The sequence below is a fragment of the Actinopolyspora alba genome (assembly GCF_900112765.1).
In the GTDB taxonomy this organism is placed as follows: domain Bacteria; phylum Actinomycetota; class Actinomycetes; order Mycobacteriales; family Pseudonocardiaceae; genus Actinopolyspora; species Actinopolyspora alba.
Genome location: NZ_FOMZ01000006.1, coordinates 45,986 through 61,574, shown reverse-complemented (window position 1 = coordinate 61,574; position 15,589 = coordinate 45,986). Strand labels below are relative to the sequence as shown.

General features: G+C 64.8%; 11 protein-coding genes and 1 pseudogene. 5 read left to right on the top strand and 7 right to left on the bottom strand.

The window, feature by feature from the left end; genetic code table 11:
• Positions 1–164: 164 nt before the first annotated feature.
• Complete coding sequence (locus BM150_RS10120) at positions 165–1,181, bottom strand: class I fructose-bisphosphate aldolase (protein ID WP_092926429.1); 1,017 nt, start codon at positions 1,179–1,181, stop codon at positions 165–167.
• Between the two features lie 526 nt (positions 1,182–1,707).
• Between BM150_RS10120 and BM150_RS10115 the strand changes: the two genes are divergently transcribed.
• Positions 1,708–2,916 (top strand): AGE family epimerase/isomerase, encoded by a 1,209-nt coding sequence (locus BM150_RS10115; RefSeq protein WP_092926427.1) that lies wholly within the window; start codon positions 1,708–1,710, stop codon positions 2,914–2,916.
• A 23-nt stretch (positions 2,917–2,939) separates the two neighbouring features.
• Here BM150_RS10115 and BM150_RS10110 read toward each other — a convergent pair whose 3' ends face one another.
• From BM150_RS10110 to BM150_RS10090, 5 genes are all read right to left on the bottom strand, one after another.
• Entirely contained in the window at positions 2,940–4,034 is a 1,095-nt protein-coding gene (locus BM150_RS10110; protein WP_092926425.1) for an ABC transporter ATP-binding protein, read from the bottom strand.
• Positions 4,035–4,163: 129 nt separating this feature from the next.
• On the bottom strand, positions 4,164–5,573 hold the full coding sequence (locus BM150_RS10105) for a GH1 family beta-glucosidase (protein WP_092926423.1): 1,410 nt from the start codon (positions 5,571–5,573) through the stop codon (positions 4,164–4,166).
• Positions 5,574–5,661: 88 nt separating this feature from the next.
• On the bottom strand, positions 5,662–6,501 hold the full coding sequence (locus BM150_RS10100; RefSeq protein ID WP_092926420.1) for a carbohydrate ABC transporter permease: 840 nt from the start codon (positions 6,499–6,501) through the stop codon (positions 5,662–5,664).
• Positions 6,494–7,465 (bottom strand): carbohydrate ABC transporter permease, encoded by a 972-nt coding sequence (locus BM150_RS10095; RefSeq protein ID WP_092926418.1) that lies wholly within the window; start codon positions 7,463–7,465, stop codon positions 6,494–6,496. Before BM150_RS10095 ends, BM150_RS10100 begins: the two co-directional genes overlap by 8 nt.
• On the bottom strand, positions 7,462–8,787 hold the full coding sequence (locus BM150_RS10090; protein WP_217641525.1) for an ABC transporter substrate-binding protein: 1,326 nt from the start codon (positions 8,785–8,787) through the stop codon (positions 7,462–7,464). The genes BM150_RS10095 and BM150_RS10090 overlap by 4 nt, the downstream gene beginning before the upstream one ends.
• Before the next feature lie 525 nt (positions 8,788–9,312).
• On the opposite strand from BM150_RS10090, the pseudogene BM150_RS10085 reads away from it, so the two are divergent.
• From BM150_RS10085 to BM150_RS10075, 3 genes and pseudogenes are all read left to right on the top strand, one after another.
• Positions 9,313–10,653: pseudogene (locus BM150_RS10085) on the top strand (glycoside hydrolase family 6 protein); the annotation flags it as partial.
• A 360-nt stretch (positions 10,654–11,013) separates the two neighbouring features.
• Positions 11,014–11,685 carry a lytic polysaccharide monooxygenase auxiliary activity family 9 protein gene (locus tag BM150_RS10080; protein WP_092926416.1) on the top strand — a complete coding sequence of 224 codons (672 nt, stop codon included), beginning with the start codon at positions 11,014–11,016 and terminating at the stop codon, positions 11,683–11,685.
• A 185-nt stretch (positions 11,686–11,870) separates the two neighbouring features.
• Positions 11,871–12,638 carry a GH12 family glycosyl hydrolase domain-containing protein gene (locus BM150_RS10075; protein ID WP_092926414.1) on the top strand — a complete coding sequence of 256 codons (768 nt, stop codon included), beginning with the start codon at positions 11,871–11,873 and terminating at the stop codon, positions 12,636–12,638.
• A 124-nt stretch (positions 12,639–12,762) separates the two neighbouring features.
• On the opposite strand, the gene BM150_RS10070 is transcribed toward BM150_RS10075, so the two are convergent.
• A complete protein-coding gene (locus BM150_RS10070; RefSeq protein WP_092926412.1) occupies positions 12,763–13,794 on the bottom strand; it encodes a LacI family DNA-binding transcriptional regulator in 1,032 nt (343 codons plus the stop codon).
• Between the two features lie 311 nt (positions 13,795–14,105).
• On the opposite strand from BM150_RS10070, the gene BM150_RS10065 reads away from it, so the two are divergent.
• Complete coding sequence (locus BM150_RS10065) at positions 14,106–15,500, top strand: MFS transporter (RefSeq protein WP_092926410.1); 1,395 nt, start codon at positions 14,106–14,108, stop codon at positions 15,498–15,500.
• Positions 15,501–15,589: the final 89 nt, after the last annotated feature.

Genomic DNA, 15,589 nt, shown 5'->3' with positions numbered 1-15,589 from the left:
ACCTAAGTCCTCCGAAGTCGTCACCGGGCTTCTCCGTGACGGGCGGTGCTTCGGAGGCCGGGTTCGGCAGCGGGCGAGCGCCGCCGAACCCGGTGATCAACGAGCCTCTCCGACTCCGGGATCCGGTCGTCGCACCGGATCCCGGCAGGAACGGCCGAAACGGATCAGGCGTTTTCCAGGGCGGATTCGTAACGTCCCTCGCAGGCGGCCCCGTTCAACTTCGCCCGGTGCGCCAGTACCTGCTGGGCGCTGTCGAACTTCTCGTCACGTCCGACCCACTCCTGCAAGGCAGGGGCCAGCAGGCCGCGTCCGAACGAGAAGGTGACCTGCCACGGCAACGGACCGAGCTGGTTGATCGCGTTGAGGTTGACCGTGGCCTCCTCGTCGCTCTGTCCTCCGGAGAGGAAGGCGATGCCGGGGACCGCCGCGGGGACGGTTCGCTTGAGCGTGCGTACCGTGGCCTCGGCGACCTCGGCGGAAGCGGGTTGCGGGCTGTGATCCTTGCCCGCGACCACCATGTTCGGTTTGAGCACCATCGACTCGAGATCGACGTGCTGCTCGGCGAGTTCGGCGAAGACACGACGAAGCGCCCGGGTGCTCGCCTCCTCGGCGGCGGCCAACGAGTGGTCGCCGTCCATCAGCACCTCCGGCTCGACCATGGGAACCAGCCCCGCCTCCTGCGACAGCGCCGCGTAGCGGGCGAGCGCGTGGGCGTTGGTGTGGATCGCGTAGTCACTGGGCCTGCCGGACCCGATGTCGAGCACCGCGCGCCACTTGGTGAACTTCATGCCGAGCTGGACGTACTCGGCCAGCCTGTCCCGCAGTCCGTCCAGTCCTTCGGTGATCTTCTCACCGTCGGTCCCGGCGAGCGGCTTGGCTCCCTTGTCCACCTTGATACCGGGCAGGACGCCGTTCTGCTCCGCGATCTTGCGCAGCGGCACCCCGGAGCCGGAGTCCTGGCGGACGGTTTCGTCGTACAGGATCACACCGCTGATCGAGCTCCCCAACTCCGGCGTGGAGACGATCAGCTCGCGGTACTGGCGCCGCACTTCCTCGTTGGAGTCGAGGCCGACGGCGTGCAGCCTCTTCTCCATCGTTCCGGTGCTCTCGTCGGCGGCGAGAATGCCTTTGCCCGGTGCAACCATCTGCTGTGCGATCAACCGCATGTCGTCGCTGAACACGGTGCGCTCTCCTTAGGGACGTATCTGCCTGTCGTTGTCGGCCGGTGATCGCCGGACCGGACTCACTTCAAGCCTGACAGACTCCTGCCCGGTATTCCGAACCCAATCACCTTGAATCGAATCAGATCGGACGGAATCGAATCAGTAAAGTATCGCACGTCACCCGAGCCGGTGACCATTCATCACAGAAAGCGATATATCGATCGCCCAAAACGGGTCACCCGTTCGGCGGTAGCAATTCAGCGGTTACGACAAGTACCCATCACTCCGGAGTGACAGCAGAATTGGTACGCACAACCCGTGCGACCCCACGACGGAATCGATTCGGCCGGTCGGGAGAGGCTTCGTCGCCGTCCGGACGCTCACCGAGCGCACTCCGCCGCCCCGTGCTTCCCGTCGGGGACCGGTGCCGATAGCGTCCGACGACTGTGGGAGGAAGTACCGATTCAGTCCGCACGGGTCGCACCCATCGCGGCGGTCATCACTCGCCACCACGCATCGCATCCACCCGATAAGAGGAACGACATTGACCAATCCCGACTCCGCGGAACACCACGAGTGGCTGACGGCCGAACGGCGCAGGCTGTTCGACTTCGCTTCGGCCGCACGCGGCTCCGAAGGTGGTTTCGGATGGCTGGACGAAGCCGGAACCCCCAATCCGAGCCGACCAGTGGAAACCTGGATCACGGCCCGGATGACACACGTGTTCAGTCTCGCCCATCTGCTCGGTGAACCCGAGGCCGCGGAACTCGCCGACCACGGCATCGCCGCGCTGGTCGACCAACTGCGCGACTCCGAGCACGGCGGCTGGTTCACCAGCACGGTCGACACCACCAAGGGTGCCTACGAACACGCTTTCGTGGTACTGGCGACCAGTAGTGCCGCGGCCGCGGAACGCCCCGGCGCCGCGGAGTTGCTCACCGAGGCGCTGCGCGTCGTGGAGTCCCGCTTCTGGGACGACCAGGTGGGGCTGGGGCTGGAGAGCTGGGACAGAGCCTGGACGACCACCGAGTCCTACCGTGGTGCCAACAGCAACATGCACCTCGTGGAAGCCATGCTCGCCGCGGGCGACGTCACCGGTGAACGGATCTGGCACCAGCGAGCGCTGCGGATAGCCGGAACGCTGATCGACGAGGTCGCCCGTACCCACGGCTGGCGACTGCCGGAGCACTTCACTCCCGAGTGGGAGCCCGAACCGGATTACAACAACGATCGTCCGCACGACCCGTTCCGCCCGCACGGCACCACTGTGGGGCACTGGCTGGAATGGTCCAGACTGCTGCTGCAGCTGGAGGCATCCCTCGGGGAGGCGGAGTCACCGAACTGGCTGATCTCCGACGCTCGGAATCTGTTCGAGGCCGCCATACAGCACGGTTGGCACGCGGACGGTCACCCCGGGTTCGTCTACACCCTGGACTGGCAGGACCGCCCGCAGGTTCGCGAGCGAATGCACTGGGTCACCGCCGAGGCGGTCCTGACCGCTGCCGCGCTGCACCGACGCACCGCCGAGCCCTACTACCAGCGGTGGTATGCCACGTTCTGGGACTTCGCGCGGACGAGGCACATCGACTACGGACAGGGCAGTTGGCACCACGAGCTGACCCCGGACGGTCGCCCCTCGACAACCGTGTGGGCGGGTAAGCCCGACGCTTATCACGCGTACCAGGCCGCGCTGTTCCCGACACTTCCCCTGGCGCCCTCGGCGGCGACGGCGCTGCGACCAGCCCCGCGTTGAGGCCGGTGGCAGCGCCCGCCAACTCACGCGACGAGCCGCTGACCGGTGCTGGGGTGGAACAGGTGCACCTCCTCGTGGTCCCGCAGCACCAGGTTCAGCGTCTCCCCCGCTCCGGGAACGCCGCGGCCGTCGGTACGAACCGTGAACCGCTTGGCGGCACCCGAGACGTCCACGGAGCCGATGACCAGGGCGTCGGCCCCCAGTTCCTCGACGAGCTCCACGTCCATCCGGATTCCCTCCTCCTCGGCGGGTACCGGACGCAGCGCCTCCGGGCGCACCCCGAACATCACCTCGTCGAGCCCCTCCGCCGCGGCCTGTGCGGCGCGGGGCAGTTCGACCCGATGACCGCCGAGCAACACGCTGTCTCCCCGCGACGGGACGGTCTCCAGATTCATCGCGGGTGATCCGATGAATCCGGCGACGAACGAGTTGGCGGGGTTGTCGTAGAGCTCACGCGGGGCGGCGACCTGCTGCAGGACTCCCCCGTCCAACACCGCCACCCGGTCTCCCATGGTCATGGCCTCGACCTGATCGTGGGTGACGTAGATGGTGGTGGTGCCCAGTTTCCGCTGCAGGGCGGCGATGTTCGCGCGGGTCTCCACCCGCAGTTTGGCATCGAGGTTGGACAGGGGCTCGTCCATCAGGAACACGCTCGGATCCCGGACGATGGCCCTGCCCATCGCGACCCGCTGCCGTTGCCCACCGGACAGGGCACGTGGCTTGCGGTCGAGGAACTCGCGCAGATCCAGCATGTCGGCCGCTTCGGCGACCTTGCGGCGTATCACGTCCTTGGGGGTCTTGCGCAGTTTCAAGGCGAACCCCATGTTCTCGCCGACCGTCATGTGCGGGTACAGCGCGTAGGACTGAAACACCATCGCTATGTCGCGCGCCTTGGGAGGAGTGCCGGTGACGTCGGCGCTGCCGATCGAGATGCCGCCCTCGTCGACGTCCTCCAGCCCCGCGAGCATGCGCAGCGCCGTCGACTTCCCGGAGCCGGAAGGCCCCACCAGTACCAGGAACTCGCCGTCACCGATCTCGAGGTCCAGTGAGTCCACCGCCCGGACCGGCGGTGTGCTCGGATAAGCTCTCGTGGCGGCGCGGTATTCGACTTCTGCCATGGCGGTATTCCAATTCGTTCGGATGTGCGGGTGGAAGCCGCCCGCGGCGCTTCGGTGGACGACACCGGAGCCGCGGGCCGCGGCCCCGGCCGCGGGAGGGGCGCACCGGGGCCGGAATCGAACAGGGCGTCAGCCGGTCAGCGATCCGTCGGGTTCCCGCGAGTGCGCGACGGCGCGGCGGTACCAGTCGAAGCTGTCCTTGCGGACTCGTCGTTGGGACTCGAAGTCCACGTACACCAGGCCGAAACGCTGCTTGTACCCCTCGGCCCACTCGAAGTTGTCCAACAACGACCAGCAGTAGTAGCCGTGCACGACGACCCCGGCGCGCATCGCGCCGCGCAGTTCGCGCAGATGAGTGTCCAGATACTCGATGCGGTGCCCGTCGTGGATCTCGCCCTCGCCGTCCGGCGCGTCGAATCCACTCGTTCCGTTCTCGGTGATGTAGATCGGTGGGAGCTCGGGGTAGCGTTCCCCGAGCCACAGCAGCAGTCGGGACAGTCCCGCCGCCTCCACCGGCCAGTTCATCGTGGTCCGTCGCAGCGACTCGGGGGGATCGAGTTCGATCCCGATGTCATCGGCCGTGCGCAGCTTCGGATCGACGCTCTCGAAGGGTGCGGCCCGCACGTACGCCGGGAAGTAGTTGTTCACCCCCAGGAAGTCGAGCTCTGTGCCGATCAGTTCCAGGTCACCACCGCGCCGGAAGGAGAAGTCACTGATCTCACCCCACACCGTGCTTTCGACGTCCGGATAGCTCCCGGCCAGCACCGGATCGGAGAACGCGAGATTCTGGTAGCACTCGTAGCGCCTGGCCGCGGCCACGTCCTCGGGGGAGTCGCTGACCGGTGTCACCGGATTCAGGTTGAGCGTGATCCCGAACGACTCGTCACCGTAACGCTGCGCACGCATCGCGGCTGTCGCGGCGCCGTGGCCCAGCAGGAGGTGGTGGGCGGCGGCGAGCGCCTCGTGGCCTTCCCTGGCACCGGGCGCGTGCCTGCCCTCGGCGTAGCCGAGGAACGCGGCGCAGAACGGTTCGTTGAGCGTCGTCCACAACCGCACCCGGTCACCGAGCTCGCGGTGCACGATCGCCGCGTAGTCGGCGAACCGGCCTGCCGTGTCGCGTTCACACCATCCGCCCGCTTCCTCGAGCCGCTGGGGCAGATCCCAGTGGTACAGCGTCAGGCACGGTTCGATGCCCGCCGCGAGCAGTTCGTCGACCAACCGCGAGTAGAAGTCGAGCCCCGCACTGCTCGGCGTACCGCTGCCCTGCGGCTGTATCCGGGGCCAGGCCACCGAGAACCGATAGCTGTCGACCCCCAGCTCGCGCATCAGCGCGATGTCCTCCCCGTAACGGTGGTAGTGGTCGCAGGCCACATCGCCGGTGTCACCGTTGTCCACCGCACCGGCTCGGTGCGAGAAGGTGTCCCAGATGGACGCCCCGCGCCCGTTGACGTCCACCGCCCCTTCGATCTGATAGGCCGAGGTCGCCACTCCCCACCTGAAACCGTCGGGGAAGGTGGGAAAAGTAGATTCGCCAGTCAACTCGTTGGCTCCATTTCCGCTGTTGCGAAGTCCGGACCCGCCGTAAGGCGCCGAACGAAACGGCCGGGGACGGCTCCACTCCCCCGGCTCACTTGACGGCTCCAGCCGTCAGCCCCTGCACGAGGTAACGCTGCAGGGCCAGGAAACCCAGCACGACCGGAATGCTGACCACCAACGAGGCCGACATCACCTCGTTCCAGTAGACCGTGGACTGTGTGGAGTAATCACGCAGCCCGATCGCGAGGGTCGTGGAATCGGAATCGGTCATGATGGAGGCGAACAGGGTCTCGCCCCAGGCCGTCATGAACGCGTAGATCGACACCGCGGCTATGCCCGGTTTCGCGGCCGGGATCACGACCCGCCACAACGTCTGGACCGGGCCGGCTCCGTCGATGTAGGCCGCTTCGTCGAGATCGACCGGGATCGAGTCGAAGTAACTGACCAGCATCCAGATCGAGAAGGGGAGCGAGAAGGTCAGGTACGTGATGATCAGGCCGATGTGGCTGCCCTGGAGAACGATTCCCGTTGCCTGTCCGACAGTGGCGTAGATCAGGTACAGCGGCAGCAGGAACAGAATGCCCGGAAACATCTGGGTGGACAGCACGGTGAACCTGAAGGCGTCACGCCCCCGAAAGCGATAACGGCTGATCGCGTAGGCGGCGAACAGCGCTATCAACACCGAGAAGGCTGCCGCCCCCAGCGAGACCACGGCACTGTTGACGAAGTAGTCGGCCAGCCGCACGGTCGACCACATGTCGACGTAGGGCTCCAGCGTCAGTGCCGAGGGCAACCACTGAAACGTGTCCTGCACGTCGGACAGGGGCTTCACCGAGGTCGTCACCATGACGTAAAGCGGTATGACGGTGAACAGCGTCAGCAGGCACAGTCCTACACCGCGAACCCACTGGAACCAGCGTGGCTCACGCATTGCGGCTCCTCCTCGAAGTCAGCATCAGGTACCCGGCGGTGATGACGAGCAGGAACAGCAGCAACAGGGTCGACATGGCCGATCCGAGTCCGAAGTTCCAGGTCAAGAACGAGTTCTGATAGATGTGGATCGATATGAGATTCGCCGAGGAGGGAACCGCCTGGTTGAACAGCAGATAGGGAACGTTGAAGTCGTTGAACGTCCACAGGAACAGCACCAGGATCAGCACCTGACTGACCGGCTGCAACATCGGCACGGTGATCGTGCGTATCTGCTGCCAGAGCCCGGCGCCGTCCACCGCGGCGGCGTCGTAGATGTCGGTCGGAATGGACTGCAACCCCGCCATCAGAGCCAGGAAGGCGAACGGCCACAACCGCCATATCGCGGTCACCGTCAGACTCAGGAACGCGTTGTTGCCGAGCAGCCAGAAACGTTCACCGCCCAGCCCCAGGTCGGACAACGTCGCGTTGACCATGCCGTCACTGCGGTCGAGCATGAACTTCCAGATCATCACCGAGGTGTAGATCGGCAGTGCGTAGGGCACCAGGAACAGCCCGCGCAACAGAGTCCTGCCGGGGAAGGACCGCTGCAGGAACAGCGCCGCGGCCAGTCCCATCACCCAGGACACCCCCACGGTGATGACCGCGAAGGCGATGGTCACTGCGAAGGACTGGAACAGCTCGACCCCGGCGGCGCCGTCGAAATCCAGCGCGAAGCGGTAGTTCTGCAGCCCGGTGAACGGAGCGCTCATCCACTCACGCAGGAAGAACTGGTTGAGCCGTAGAAAGCTCATCCAGAGCCCACCGAGCATCGGCACGATGTGCACCAGCAACTCGAAGAAGAGCGCGGGCGCCAGCAGCAGGTAGGGCACGCTGCGTTTGCTGATCCTGGGACGTCTGGTTCGGGAACCGTTCGGCTCGGTGCCGGAAGGTGGTGCCGTCGAAGCGGTGCTGGTCACCGTCATCGTGTCGAACCTCCACCGCTCCGCATCTTCTGCTGGGCCTGGTCCAGTGCCTCCGCGATGTCCTCGCGGCGCACCGAGCGGTTGGTACCAGCTCTGGCGAACAGGTCACGCACCGCGGCTCCGACCGTGGTCTCGAACCGGTTCTCGTTGGGAATCATCGGAACCTGCTTCGATGACTCGGCGAGTATTCGGGAGAAAGTACGCAACGCGTCGGTGTTGAAGGCGGGATTGTCGTAGGCATCCGAGACCACGGGCAGGCTGCCGTACTTCTCGTTGAGAATGCTCTGCTCTTCAGCACTGGTCAGAAACTTGACCAACTCGATCGCGGCGTCCTTGTTCTCGCTGTTGCGGTACACCGCGATGTTGGTTCCGGCGACGTGACTGCGGACCGCCTCCCCGCCCTCGGGCAGCGGATCCGGAGTCGGGAGCGGGAACACCCCCCACTCGCTGTCCGACATACCGGCGGCCCGGATCGCGGCGATCGAGCTGTTCTGCGCCACCAGCATCCCGGCCTCACCGGTGGCGAAATTGCCCACGGCCTCGGTGGCCGAGCCGATCTCGGCATCATCGGGGTTGACCACCCGGTGTTCGCTCATCAGCTCCACGTAGCGCTGCACGCCGGAGGCCATCCGCGGTGAGGCGAACGTCGCCCTGCCGTTCGAGTCGAACAGCTGGGCCCCCTCCTGGTTCCCGAGCATGAAGGCGAAGTGCGCGTTCTCGGTGTAGCTGGCGCCTGCCAGCGTCATCCCCCATTGGTCCTGGCTCGGCCGAGTGAGGTCACGGGCGACGTCGACGAACTCCGACCAGTTCTCCGGCGGTTGTTCGATTCCCGCCTCGCGGAACATCGCCTTGTTGTAGAAGACCCCGTAGGAAAGTCCGTACAACGGAACCGAGGACGGTGGCCTACCGGACATGCCGGTGGAGCTCATGCTGGTTTCCAGGAAACGGTCGCGTCCACCCAACCGCTGCATCCGTTCCTCGGTGAACGGCACGAAGGCACCCGTGGCCTGCAACGAAGCCGCCCATGTGTTTCCGAGATTGACCACGTCCGGTCCCACTCCGGAAACAGCCGACCCCAGAATCTTGTTCAGTAGATCCCCCCAGCCGATCACCTCGACGTTCACCTCGATACCCGTACGGGCGGTGAACTTCTCGAACTCCTCGTTCAGAATCCTGCGGTCCTGTTGCGGACTGTTGCCCTGATTGCTCGCCCAGTAGGTCAGGGTCCGCTCGTCGTCCTGTTCCCGGGCGCACCCCGACAACAGGCTCGACGCCAGCACCAGGATGAGCACGATCACCCCGGATAACCTTCTGTGCCGCATTACCACTCCTTGTCGCGGCGTCGATGGAGCCGACAGCGGTGCCCGGACCGCGAAGCGCACGCCCGGACATCTTCCCCACCGGCTCACTCGTTCGTCTTGCTGGGAGCGCTCTCACTAGTCGTGAAAGACTGCTCGCGGACCCGTGGATTGTCAAGTAAGTCACACGAAAGACGAGGACAGCAGGCTGACACAGCAGCCAAATCGGACAACACAACGTGATCAACTGCGTCCGCGACCGAACCGACACCACTGGGAGGTTCAAATTCAGGGGTTTACGCAACGCGTACGAATCGCTAGCTTGGGAGCGCTCCCAGTGATCTGAATCACCGAGTGGTTCCGGGTTCGGGAGGAATGATTCGGCGTAGCTTCCTCCGCTGCGCTCAGTCGACGGTGGCCGGGCCGCCAACCGGTCACCGGCGGAACCGAAAACGGCAAGGAGCATCTCGCATGCCATCCAACTCATTACCCGAGCAGGGGCGCAGACCAGCTTGGCGTCGCGTCGTGCCGGGATTCGTCGCGTTGGCGATGACGGCGGCGGTTCCCATGCTGGCCCCGGCCTCGTCGGAGGCAGCTCCCGCCCATGTGGACAATCCCTTCGAGGGAGCCACCTCCTACGTGAATCCCGACTATGCCGAGAACGTCCAGTCGTCCATCGACCAAACACAGGACTCCGACCTCAAAGCCAAGATGCAGCGGGTCAAGTCGTACCCCACCGCGGTGTGGCTCGACCGCATCGCGGCGATCGAGGGCGGCGAGGCCAACAGTGGTCGGCTGAGTCTGCGCGAGCACCTCGACGAGGCGCTGGCGCAGCAGGGCTCCGGGCCGATCACGGCCTCGTTCGTCATCTACGACCTGCCCGGGAGGGACTGCGCCGCGCTGGCGTCGAGCGGTGAGCTGCCGCTGACGCAGCAGGGCCTGCAGCGCTACAAGAACGACTACATCGACCCCATCACCGACGTGATGGACGATCCCAAGTACAACGACATCCGGATCACCACGGTGGTCGAGCCCGACGGGCTGCCCAACCTGGTCACCAATCTGGACGATCCGGAATGCGCCGAGGCGAAGTCCAGCGGTATCCAGGTGGATGCCATGCAGTACGCCCTCAACCAGCTGCACGACATTTCGAACGTCTACACGTACATGGATTTCGCGCATTCCGGCTGGCTGGGATGGAACAACAATCTGACCCAGACGGCGCAGTTCTACACCGATGTCGTGCGGGGAACCGAGGACGGGCTACAGAGCGTCGACGGTTTCGCGACCAACACGTCGAACTACACGCCTACGGAAGAACCGTTCCTGACCGATCCCAACGCCCGAGTCGGCGGGGGCCAGGTCAGGTCCGGACAGTTCTACGAGTGGAATCCGAACTTCGACGAGTCCGATTTCGCGGCCGCTCTGCACGACGAGTTCGTCAATCGGGGTTGGCCCAGCGACATCGGTACGATCATCGACACCGGGCGTAACGGTTGGGGCGGTTCGGAACGACCCACCCAGGAGAGTTCCAGCACCGATCTGAACACCTACATCGAGGAATCTAAGGTGGACCGGCGTGTCCACCGCGGTCTGTGGTGCAACGTAAGCGGTGCCGGAATCGGCGTACCACCGCAGGCGTCCCCCTCCGGCCACCCGAACGCGAATATCGACGCGTTCGTGTGGACGAAGCCACCGGGCGAATCCGACGGCTCCAGCGAGGAGATCCCGAACGACGAAGGCAAGCAGGCCGACCCGATGTGCGACCCCGACTACGTCGCACCCGAGGCGGGCAACAACCCCACCGGAGCGCTGCCGAACTCGCCACTGGCGGGGCACTGGTTCCACGAGCAGTTCAAGATGCTGGTGCAGAACGCCCACCCGGAAATCAACACAGCCGCCTCCCGGCGGGGAACGAACTGAAGGGAACGCCCCCGACAGTTTGATCCGGCTCGATTGACACACCGCGCCATGTAGATCGGCCGGAACCAGGACCGTCCCGCCCGGACGAATTCGGGCGGGACGGTTCTTCGCGTACCGAACGACCACCTGAAGCACCTGACGATCCAAGTTTCACATCCCGGCAAGACACAGAAAAACATTCCAAAACCTCCCCGAGAAAGCGAATCGCGCCGGGGAACACCGAATAATATCGCCACAGCACACAAAATCACCCGATCGCACCATTCGTTCCCCGGGAGCGCTCACTAAAATCAGCGTCGGACCACGAAAAACCGAACGGGAGCAGAAATGCGATTACGAGGAAAAATGATCGCCCTCGGCGCCCTGGGCGCGGCGGTCGCACTGTTCACCTCGACGATGAATCCCGGCGTGGCACAGGCGCACGGCGGATTCACGTACCCGAAGACCAGAACCTACGCCTGCTACGTCAACGGGCTGGAAGGTGGCCAGGGCGGTGACCTCGCCCCCACCAACCCGGCCTGCGCAGAGGCTATCGAGCGCGGCGGCAAGACCGCGCTGTGGAACTGGTTCGGCAACCTGATCAGCGATGTGGGCGACAACCATCGTGAGAGGATCCCCGACGGGAAGCTGTGCGGGCCCACGGAGACGTTCGACGCCTACAACATGGCCCGCACGGACTGGCCGACCACCACGATGCCCGCCGGCGAGACGGTCACTCTGCGGTACAACGCCTGGGCCGCGCACCCCGGCACCTGGTACCAGTACGTGACGAAGGACAGCTGGGATCCCAGCGAACCACTCGCCTGGTCCGACCTGGAACCCGAGCCCTTCAACACGGTCACCAATCCGCCGATCAACGGCAGCGGACCGCACGGTGACGAGTACACCTGGCAGGCCGAACTGCCGGACAAGGACGGCAGGCACCTCATCTACTCGATCTGGCAGCGCTCGGACAGCCCGGAGGCCTTCTACAACTGCTCCGACGTGATCTTCGAGTGATCGTCACACGGTGACTGGCCAATCGGCTGTGGTGATGGGACACGACGACTGTGGTCCCGTGTGGTGCTCCCATCACCACTTTGACAACGGACCCGTTTCGCGGCTCGGCGGACCGCCGTGAGGCGGCGGTGGAGCCCGAGGACGGAATCCGCAGCACCCACCGGATCGGATAGGACTACGTCTCGATGTTCAACGGAAACAACCGCGGACGACGCGCCGTGCTCGCGCTCGCCGTGTCCGGACTGGCACTGAGCTCGTTGAGCACGGGTGCGGCCGCGGCACAACCCGCCACCACCATGTGCGGCAAGTACGCCTCCACCCAGGTCGAAGGTGGACGCTACATCGTGCAGAACAACGTGTGGGGCGCCGACACCCAGCAGTGCATCAGCGTCAACGGCAGCTCGTTCACGGTGACCACGGCCAACCACGACAAGGCCACCAACGGCTCACCGGCGAGCTACCCCTCCATCTACGCGGGATGCCACTACGACAACTGCACGACGAACACCGGGCTGCCCGTGCGGGCCGACCGGATGACCGAGGCGACCACCAGTTGGGACATCACCACTCCGGATACCGGAACGTACAACGCCGCCTATGACCTGTGGTTCGATCCGCAGCCGAGCAAGTCGGGTCAGAACGCCGCGGAACTGATGATCTGGGTCGATCACCGGGGTGACATCCAACCGATCGGTTCACCGGTGGGCACCGTGACGATAGACGGCGCCCAGTGGGAGGTCTGGACCGGTAACGCCGGCTGGAACGTGATCAGTTACGTCCGGACGGAAACGACCGATTCCGTGGACCTGGACCTGACCGCCTTCAGCGCCGACGCGGTCGAACGGGGTTCGGTCGAACCGAGTTGGTACCTCAACAGCGTGCAGGCGGGATTCGAACCGTGGATCAACGGCACCGGTCTCGCGACGAACGACTTCTCGGTCAACGTCGGTTGATCCGTCACTGCCGGGCGGGCGGGCACGAACTCGTGCCCGCCCGCTCCGCTGCCGCGTGAACGACCGATGCGAACGGGAGGGATCGCACCACGAGCCGAAGAACGCCGCGGCGAGTCTCGCTACGTCAGGCCGAACCGCGGCGGACCAGCTCGGTCGGCAGGATCACCGGATCCAGGCTGCGCCCCGGCTCCTCCAACTGCGTGATCAGCAATTTCGCCAATTCGGTTCCCATCCGCTGCACCGGCTGCGCGACACTGGTCATGGCCGGTTCGGTGTTGCGAGCGACGTCGGAATCGTCGAAACCGATCACGGCGACGTCCTCGGGAACGCGTTTGCCCGCTTCGCGCAGCACCCGCATCGCGCCCGCCGCCATGAGGTCACTGGCCGCGAAGACGGCATCCACTTCGCTGTCACGTTCGAGCACGTCACGCATGGCCTGCTCACCACTGACCTGTCCGAAGTCGCCCTGCGCGACGACTCGTGTCACGCCGCGCCGCGACTTGAGAGCACTCCGGTACCCCGCCAGCCGGTCTATACCGGCGGCCATGTCCTGCGGACCCGCCAGGGCGGCGATACGACGTCTGCCTGATTGGTAGAGGTACTCGGTGGCGCTCTTCGCGCCCGCCAGGTTGTCGGCGTCGACGAACGGTACCGCGACCTCCGAGGAGAACGGGCGCCCGTTCAACGCGACCGGCGCTCCCACCTCCACGAGCTTGCGCGGCAGGGGATCGTCGCCGTGCAGTGAAATCAGCACCGCACCGTCGACGTGGCCGTTACCGACCAGCTGCTCCACTCTGTCCCGTTGCCGGGCACCACTGGCCATCATCAGGTTGAGCTGCAAATTCGTCTTCGCCAGCTCCTGCCCGAGCCCACGCACGACTCCCGCGAAGAAGGGCTCGTCGAAAACTCGTGCCTCGGATTCGGAAACCACGAGCAGCACGGTGTCGGTTCGCCTGGTCACCAGGCTGCGTGCCGCGTGGTTGGGCACGTAACCGAGCTTGTCGATGGCGTCCTGCACCGCGCGCAACGTGGTGGTACTGACTTCGAGCGAGCCGTTGACCACTCGCGACACGGTGCCTCGCGACACACCCGCCTCCGCGGCCACCTGTTCGAGCGTCGGCCGCCCCGTCGTCCGCACACGCCCAAGACTCGTCATACGGCCTCCAGCTCGCCCCACATATCCCCGTACCCCAGCCATAATACTGGGAACGCTCACGCAAGAAACGCCTACGCTGACCTGATGGTATTACACAGCGCGTCTGAACAGTGACGTTTGATTATCACGATCGTGTGGCATCCGGACGACGCACACCGACCGGAGGGTTAAGCGCCGGTGACGGGTGGGACGCACAGCGACCGACGTCGGGCGTGCGCGAAATTTCGCCCACCGTTTATTACACGTTGACGATCGGAAATCACGGCATGTTCGAATGCTTTCAGCATGATCGACCATCGGGAGGCGCGCGGATGACAATCGAGAATGTCGAGAGAAATACGACCGGAGCGGAACAAACGGCGACAGCTCGTTGGATCGACCACTGGGAACCGGAGGACGCCGGATTCTGGCACCGGACCGGGAAGCGGGTGGCCTGGCGCAATCTGTGGTTGTCGGTACTGGCCGAACACCTGGGATTCAACGTCTGGACGTTGATGAGCATAGTCGTGGTCAGCCTGGACGACGTCGGTTACACGTTCACCGTGGGGCAGACCTTCTGGCTGTTGATTCTGCCGAATCTGGTCGGAGCGGCGCTGCGCATTCCTTACACCTTCGCCATACCACGATTCGGCGGCAGGGGCTGGACCACCACGAGCGCTTCGCTGTTGCTCGTTCCGTGCGCGATGCTCGCCGGCGCCGTTACCGCGGAGGGAACTCCCTACTGGTTCTTCCTCCTCACCGCCGCGATCATGGGCGTGGGTGGTGGGAATTTCTCGTCCTCGATGACCAATATCTCCTTCTTCTTCCCGGAACACCGCAAGGGACTGGCACTGGGGATCAACGCGGCGGGCGGCAACATCGGCGTGGCCGTGAGCCAGTTGCTCGTGCCGTTCGCGATACATCTGGGCACCGGAGTCAACCTCTCCTATGCCGCCCTGATGTGGATGCCCGTGATCGTCGTATCATCGGCCTGTTCGTGGTTCTTCATGAACAGCCTGACGGCGGCCAAGCCGGACAACACCTCCTATCGCGAAGCGCTGACCAGCAAACACACTCCGGTGATGGCGCTGCTCTACGTCGGGACGTTCGGATCTTTCATCGGTTTCTCGTTCGCTTTTCCCTCGCTTATCGGGATCGCTTTCAGCGATTTCTCGCGATTCGCCGGAATCGCGTTCATCGGAGCACTGATCGGATCGGTCGCACGGCCGATCGGTGGTTGGCTCTCCGATCGCCTGGGCGGGGCTCGAATAACGTTGTGGAACTTCGTGGGACTGGCCTTGGGAACGGTGGGCGTACTTCTCGGCGTACGAGCGGACAACTTCGCGCTGTTCTTCGGCTCGTTCGTTCTCCTGTTCGTTTTCACCGGGATAGGGAATGGTTCCACCTATCGTATGATTCCGTTGATATTCCGGACCGAGACGAGTGCACGGGTGGCGAGAACCGGCGAGGACATGGACGCCGCACAGAAGGCGGCCAAGCGCCAGGCCGGCGCCGTCGTGGGGGTCGTCGGCTCCGTCGGAGCTTTCGGCGGTGTGGTCATCAACCTGGCTTTCAAGTTCTCGTTGCAGGCCGGCGGAACGCTGATCCCGGCACTGCTCGCTATCCTCGTGCTCTTCCTGGCCTGTGTCCTCGTCACCTGGTGGTTCTACGTGCGGAGCACTTTCGCCATCGAGCGTGCCCCCAACCTCTCCTACGCCCGCATTTGATCGGAGTTTTCGTGTCGGGTCGGGGGCGCTCGCTTGGCGGAACCACCCGCCGGCCTCTCGCTCCGGGAGGCCCGACCTCGCTCAGCGAC